The organism is Blautia sp. HA3515, from assembly GCF_059933065.1.
In genome coordinates this window covers 1-4,818 of record NZ_JAYFUY010000110.1, presented here as the reverse complement: position 1 = coordinate 4,818, position 4,818 = coordinate 1, and the positions used below count along the sequence as shown (strand labels likewise).

The 4,818-nt window shown below is 49.0% G+C and carries 3 protein-coding genes and 1 pseudogene; all 4 read left to right on the top strand.

Annotated elements, in window-relative coordinates; all coding sequences use genetic code 11:
* Positions 1–217: hypothetical protein (locus R1Y93_RS09480; RefSeq protein WP_500822617.1), on the top strand; the 217-nt coding region annotated here is incomplete at its 5' end.
* Positions 207–389, top strand: coding sequence for a hypothetical protein (locus R1Y93_RS09475; protein WP_500822616.1), 183 nt, complete (start codon positions 207–209; stop codon positions 387–389). The genes R1Y93_RS09480 and R1Y93_RS09475, both read left to right, overlap by 11 nt.
* A complete protein-coding gene (locus R1Y93_RS09470; RefSeq protein ID WP_500822615.1) occupies positions 364–4,245 on the top strand; it encodes a right-handed parallel beta-helix repeat-containing protein in 3,882 nt (1,293 codons plus the stop codon). Before R1Y93_RS09475 ends, R1Y93_RS09470 begins: the two co-directional genes overlap by 26 nt.
* A 41-nt stretch (positions 4,246–4,286) precedes the next feature.
* Positions 4,287–4,818, top strand: a pseudogene (locus tag R1Y93_RS09465) (hypothetical protein); the annotation flags it as partial.

Here is a 4,818-nt window from a genome sequence, read left to right as displayed (position 1 = left end):
GGTGGAGGTGCTTTATGTGGCAGCGGTATTCTCTTCCGGTGGAGAGATCACCAACAACCAGGCATCCAGTACAGGAGGATGTGCATATCTTCTTGAAAATGGCAGAAATCTGACCATTACAGGAGACGTACAGATCCATAATAATCGTGCTGTCCATGGAGGCGCAGTCAGCCTGGTAGGAGGTACTGTCCAAGATCAGTGGCGGTGTGATCAGTGAGAATCAGGCAAATCGACTTGGCGGCGGTGTTTATGTATGGACATCCAATGCTTTAAATCCGGAGCTTATAATCGAGAAGGAAGCGGTGATTTCTGATAATCAGGCACCAGGTACCGGTACTGTTCCTGGCGGACCCGGATCTATATGTGGCAGCCACCCTGACTGTGAATAATGGCAGCAATCCTGTTTATTATACCCCTGTGGTCAGCCTGCCCTCAGCCGATCAGATGACTTCTGCCATTGGTACGCCTGGAATCGCCTGGTACGATGAGGCTGACGGTACAAAGAATACAACAGGCCTTCAGCTGGATACAACTAATCGGACAAAGATTTATCAGTATACCTTCCTTTATTCTGATCCGGAAGTAAAGACAGTAGCCCGTCTGGATGATTCCCAGGAGTATGCAACGGTTCAGGCTGCTGTAGATGCAGTTACAGAGGCGGCAGGAGATGGACAGCTTCACAGGATCACCCTTTTAAAAGATGTTCAGGAGTCTGTACAGATTCCTAAGGGAACCAGTATCTGCTTTGACCTGAACGGAAATACCATTCAGGGAAGCGGGAAGACGAATACTCCTGTGTTTACAGTAAAGGGAGAAATGACCCTGGAGGACAGCAGTGAAGACCAGACAGGATGGATTACCGGTGGAACACCAGCTACGGATGGCAGAGGCGGCTGCTTTTATCTGGAAAACGGCAGTCTGATCATGAATGGCGGCACCATTGGCCCAAGTGCCAGCGGCGGTGGCATTTATGTAAAGTACAAGGACAGCTCCTTTGTGATGCATGGAGGCAGGATTACGAAGAACAAAGCTTCTGCCATCTCTGTTTGGCAAGGATCATTTCGGATGATCGGAGGAGAGATCACCGGGAATAGTGCTGACCATGGAGGCGGTATCTATGCCTGGGGCAGTGCCAACATCAATATTGAAGGAGGAAAGATCACCGGGAATACAGCCGCTTGCGGCGGAGGTATCCGTATACGGGATCATGCAGTCTGTCATATCTCCGGCGGCGAAATATCCGGCAATACAACCTCCAATGCCAGTTCAAGCTGGGGCGGTGGCGGAATTGGTGCCTCATGGGCCAGCTTATATGTAACAGGAGGAGCCATCACAGACAATACTACAAGCGGTATCGGCGGCGGTATCCGCGCAGAGGACAGAAGCATTGTCTCGGTAACTGGTGGGACCATATATGGCAACCAATGGTCCTTTGGAAAAAGTGATGTGTATGCAGTGAAGGGGGTGAATCTTACCCTGTTGTCTGCTTCCTCTATGAAGCCGGAAGCTTATAATTGCTGGTATGATTGTGAAAACGATCAGGTATATAAAGAAGAGATCGGAGTTGCCAGCCTGGAACAGCCTTGCAATCTTTATGCATGGTACAAGGAGGAGCTGATTTCAAGTGATGCAGCCCAGATCCTGGATGAAAGCGGCCAGGAGCAGAATTTCCCATCTGTTCAGGAGGCTGTTCAAGCAGCAGCAGATGGACAAAGGATTTATCTTCTTAAGGATTGTGATGAAAGTGTCCAGATCGGAAAGGACAAGAATGTGATCCTGGACCTGAACGGATATACATTATACTCTTCACAGGAAAATGTACTGGATATAAGAGGAAAGCTGGAAGTGGACAGTACCACGGCGAACATCCATACCAATCCGGACCAGGGCGGCAGGATCCAGCCGGCAGAAGGTGTTGCCGGCAACAGAGGTGTCTTTGTAAGGGAAGGAGGAGCCTTTACCTTAAAGGGCGGCGTGATCACAGGCTTTTCCGGCGTAAATTATGGCGGCGGCATTTATGCAGATCAGGATGCTTCCGTTACCATCAGCGGTGGAGAGATCACAGGAAACCAGGCTGTTTATGGCGGCGGTATAGCATTGTACAGTATCCGTTCCAACACCCCATCTTCCTTTATTATGACTGATGGAAAGATCTGGAATAATCAGTCTGAAAAGGATGGCGGCGGAGTGTATATGGGAAGGCCCTTTAACCTTGCCAACCAGATCCGGATATCAGGCGGTGAGATCTGTGAGAATACAGCAGGTGGCCACGGCGGTGGCGTAAGCGCTGACTTTACCCAAGGATCAAATACAGCCGCCCAGATCCGGATTTCCGGAGGAAAGATCCATCATAATACAGCGGCTACCGATGGAGCCGGTGTTTATATACAAAATTGCAAAACGGTTGTGATCGGACCAGCTCTGGAGGTTTCCTATAATAAAGGAGTCGGGTCCGGAGGCGGGATCTATGCTGTCCGGGTAACAGAATTAACAGTAGAGAATATTGATGCCCATCATAACCAGGCAAAAAACGGTGGCGGTCTGTCCTTAAGCGCAGGAGAGCTGCTGGTAAAGGACTGCCAGGTCCATCATAACAGTACAAGACCATATGGCATCTACAGCTACTATGGAGGTGCAAGTTTTATCAGCACCAAAAAGCTGGAAATCCAAAAAGGAGAATTCTATTCTAATGGGTCCTACAATGGTGGCGGCATGGGTGTTAGTACAGAAGCCGGTGGTCAGGCTGTGATCGGGAAGGAGGTATGGATCCATGATAACAAGGCAAGTGCTGGCGGAGGCTTGTGGATCGGTACTGTAGGAACGCTTACTGTAAATGGACTGGTGGAAAATAACAGCGCCTCCAACGGCGGTGGGATCAGAGTTCACAGTAACGCTTCTGAAATTCATTTTGCGGATGTGGTTGTAAGGAATAACAAAGTCACTGGCAGTGGCGGAGGCATTTATTTGAGCGGTGGGGTAACCAAGGTTTATCTGGAGAATAAAGCCAGGATCCTGGGCAATACAGCCAGCAGTGGTGGAGGTATTGGTACCCAGCTGTCACAGATGATCCTGTCTGGTGGTGTGATCGCAGACAATAAGGCCTCCAATTTAGGCGGAGGTGTCTACCTGGAAGGCTCCAGACTCTGGTCTACACGAACTGCAAAGATCACTGGAGATGTACAGATTATCAATAACCAGGCATTGAACGGCGGCGGTGTTGGATGTTCTGAAAACACAGTTGCTACCATGGACGGAGGTCAGATCTGTAATAACAAGGCAACCTATGGTGGCGGTGTATGGGTCTCCCTAGTGATGGGAGGGTTTACACTAAAGATGCCAGAAGAGGCCGGAAGCACAGCCAAGCTGTATGGGAACCAGGCTGGTTACGGCAGGGATGTTTGCGGAAATTATGATAAATCCTATAAGAATTCTAAAGTCCAGCTGTTTGCAGCAGCTGATATGTTTGGGGCTGATGAGGATAAAGATGGCATCTGTTGGTACAATGAAACAAAGAAGACATCCATAACAGATCCTATTAATTATGATCCGATAACAACGCCATGTTATCTTACCCTTCAGTATGATTCAAAGGTGCCTGTGGCAAAGATAAAGAATGAAGCTGGTACTTATGATGCATATATCTCCCTTCAGCAGGCGGTAAATGCTGTAAAGGAAGGAAAGTACCAGGCTGCGGCACCTGAGATTTGCCTGATCAAGGATATTAATGAAAGCATTCAGGTTCCAGGCGGCGTAAGTGCAGTGCTGAATCTGAACGGGCATAAGCTGCAGGGCACCGATACTGCCATCACCTGTTCCGGTGATCTTAGGATCCTGGATGAGCAAACAGAAGGACTGGATCCGGGAGAGGATACAGGAACCATTTCAGGAAGCACAGACAAAATTGGCGGTGGTATTCTGGTATTGTCCGGCGGCTGTGTGACTATGGAGAGCGGACAGATCAGCATGTGCTCAGCACCTACAAGACAAAACGATCGTGGCGGTGCAGGCGTAGCTGTCAACGGCGGTACTTTTATCCTGGATAAAACAGCTTCTATCAATGAATGTGTTGCTGCCTTTGGAGCTGCGGTTTTTGTAGGGACAGGAAGCAGTCTTTTTGAAATGAGAGGCGGAACCATCTGCAACAATGCAGCAAAAGTTATATACAATTCCGGAAGCGGTATTATTTACAGTACAGGCGGTACTGTGCAGGAGTCAGCGGAGGAAGGATCGCAGACAATGTTGTAGGCGACTATGGAACTATTTACCTGACCAGTGGAAAATGCGTTTTGGAAGGCGGAGAGATCACCGGAAATCAGGCAAGATACGGCGGCGGATTTTATATAGGAGGTGCTGCCAGTGTTTGGATGAGTAATACTCAGATTTCCGACAACCAGGCTACAGTCAATGGTGGTGCCATTTATAATGAAGGCCAGCTGCATATTTTAGATGGCACCAAGATTACCGGAAACCAGGCAGTGTATGGCGGCGCTATTTATCAGACCAAGGGAACCATTAAGATGGCAGGCGGCTCCGTCACCGGTAATCAGGCGGAGAAGGGCGGCGGCCTTGCACAGAATCCCCAGGTAGGAAATGCAGGCAGCTTTGTCCTGTCAGGAGGACTGTTGTGTGAAAACAAATCCACGGTTGATGGAACCGGAAATGATATTTTTTCCCTTTATGAGGGAACCGGAAATTACGAAAATGTAAGTGTAAACCAGAAGCCGTCTGTCACACTGATCCAGGCAGCTGCCATGACAGAGGACAACGGCAATGCCACAAAGTATAATGCCTGGAGAAATGATACCTACCAGGGAAATC